This window comes from Hymenobacter coccineus (genome assembly GCF_001816125.1).
GTDB classification, from domain to species: domain Bacteria; phylum Bacteroidota; class Bacteroidia; order Cytophagales; family Hymenobacteraceae; genus Hymenobacter; species Hymenobacter coccineus.
On record NZ_MDZA01000249.1, the window covers coordinates 1 to 2,090 of the forward strand.

At 68.7% G+C, this 2,090-nt stretch carries 3 protein-coding genes; 1 reads left to right on the top strand and 2 read right to left on the bottom strand.

What is annotated here, in order from left to right:
* Positions 1-111: 111 nt before the first annotated feature.
* Positions 112-477, bottom strand: coding sequence for a DUF952 domain-containing protein (locus tag BEN49_RS14360; RefSeq protein ID WP_070744510.1), 366 nt, complete (start codon positions 475-477; stop codon positions 112-114).
* Positions 478-564: 87 nt separating this feature from the next.
* On the bottom strand, positions 565-951 hold the full coding sequence (locus BEN49_RS14365) for a hypothetical protein (RefSeq protein WP_070744512.1): 387 nt from the start codon (positions 949-951) through the stop codon (positions 565-567).
* Positions 952-1,068: 117 nt separating this feature from the next.
* On the opposite strand from BEN49_RS14365, the gene BEN49_RS14370 reads away from it, so the two are divergent.
* Positions 1,069-2,090 (top strand): hypothetical protein (locus tag BEN49_RS14370; protein WP_070744514.1); only part of this gene is annotated, 1,022 nt, incomplete at its 3' end.

Genomic DNA, 2,090 nt, shown 5'->3' on the forward strand with positions numbered 1-2,090 from the left:
TTTGAACGATGTCCAGGCAAGTCGTTCAAACCGGAGACGCAAGGATGCGTCTCTGCACCGTCCCAGCGGCCAAACCCGTTCCAGCAGCCGAAAAATTAAGTCAAATAGCCGCTACGCCTCGTCGCGCAGGGCGGGCGGCAGCGCAAAGGCGCCGTCGGGGCCCGGGGCGAAGGGCCAGGTGCGCCCCACGGCCCCCACCGGGATGGGCGCAAACGCGTGGGCGAAATGTTCCTGCCGCCCGGCGGCCCACTCGCGCGCCACGCGCACCCCCGCCGCCGCCAGGGCATCTTCATCGATTTCGAGCAGCACCAGGGGCCCCCGGCCAGCGTAGTGGCGGCGGGCCGTTTCGAGCACCTGCTGCCGCTCGGAGGTGTGGATGAAGCCCTCAGCCGCCAGGTCGGCGCTGGCGAAGTGGCCGGTGCGCTGGGCCTGCTCCCAGTCGGCCAGGTCGGCGAGGCGGTAGAGGAAGTTAGGCAAGGGCTAGGAGCGGTTGGAGTTAACGTCAGAACGCTGTAGAGACGCAAGGATGCGTCTCTACAGCGTTGCAAAAGCCAAATAGCTACTTTACGCTTTCCACAGCTCCTGCTGCACCTGCTTGCCCACCGTGAGCATGATGCGCACGGGGTTGGGAATGAGCGTGATGCGAGCCTCCTTGCCGGGGTACTTCTCCGAGTCCACCCACACGCCTTCCTTGGGCGAGGGGGCCGAGCGCGGGTCGCTGGGCAGGTAGGCGGTGGGCAGCAGCACGTCGGTGTCCGATTTCAGGTCGCCGTGCACCTTGTCGAGCGCCTCTTCGAGGTAGTCGCCGTACTCGTCGTTGAAATCGTCCTCCAAATCGTGCAGGGCCTCCTCTACCTCGTCGTAGCGGGCATCGTCGTAGGTGAGGGTGTGCAGCTCGGCCTTCTTTTCGATGAGGGCCACCAGGGCTTGGTTCAGGTCTTCGGTTTTCATAAAAAGCAGTGAGTTGCGGGCCGCCCGCCGCGGCGCGGTACGTCCGCAAAGTTGCTACGAAATCCGTAAATGTGGCCCGGGCCGCCGCGCCGGGGCCCCGGCCGTACTTTTAGCACCATGAAAACCACCGCGTTGCTTCTGCTAGCGTCGGCCCTGGCCCTGGGGCCCGCCGCCCGCGCCCAAACCGGCTGCCCCGACCCGCAGGCCACCAACTACAACCCCGCCGCCCGCGCCAACGACGGCTCGTGCCAGTACGCCCCCACCACCGCGGCCCTGCCCGTCCGGGCCCCGCTCGGCGCGGCCGTGCCCGAAACCTCGGGCCTCCAGCTGGCCGCCGGGGCCCTGTGGACCTTCAACGACGGGGGCAACCCCCCGGTGCTTTTCCGCGTGGATTCGGCCACGGGCCAGGCCGTGCAGCAGGTGCGCGTCGTGAATTACCCGAACACCGATTGGGAAGACATTGCCGCCGACGCCCGCTACCTGTACCTGGGCGACTTCGGCAACAACTACGGCACCCGGCGCGACCTGCGCCTGCTGCGCGTGCCGCGGGCCGGCCTGGGCCCCGGGGCCGATACCGTGTCGGCCCAGGCCATCAACTTCTACTACCCCGACCAAATCACGTTCGGCGGGGGCCTGAACAACCACGACTACGACTGCGAGGCCGTGTTTTTCCGCAACGACTCGCTGCACCTGTTTACCAAGGACTGGGCCGACCACCGCACCCGCTACTACACCGTGCCGGCCGTGCCCGGCACCCACGCCGCCCACCTCAAGGCCACCTTCGACGTGAACGGCCTGATCACGGCCGCCGACCTCAGCCCCGACGGCACCACGGCGGTCCTGCTCGGCTACGACGAAACCACCGGCGCCACGTTCGCCTGGCTGCTGTCGGACTTCCCGGGCACGCAATTTTTCCGGGGCAACAAGCGGCGCATTGCGCTGCCCAGCGCGGCGCTGGTGGGCCAAGTAGAGGGCGTGTGCTTCGCGGGGCCCCGGCGGCTGCTGGTGTCCAACGAGCGGGTAACGGTGGGGCCCCTCACCGTGCCGCAGCGCCTCTACGCCCTGAACGTGGGCCCCTGGCTGCCGGCCCCGGCGGTGGTCACGGCGGCCGCGGCGGCCGCGGGGCCCGGGCGGGCCTG

Excerpts from the sequence above, each read along its gene's own strand:
- BEN49_RS14365 (WP_070744512.1), bottom strand. The coding sequence starts at position 951 with ATGAAAACCGAAGACCTGAACCAAGCCCTGGTGGCCCTCATCGAAAAG.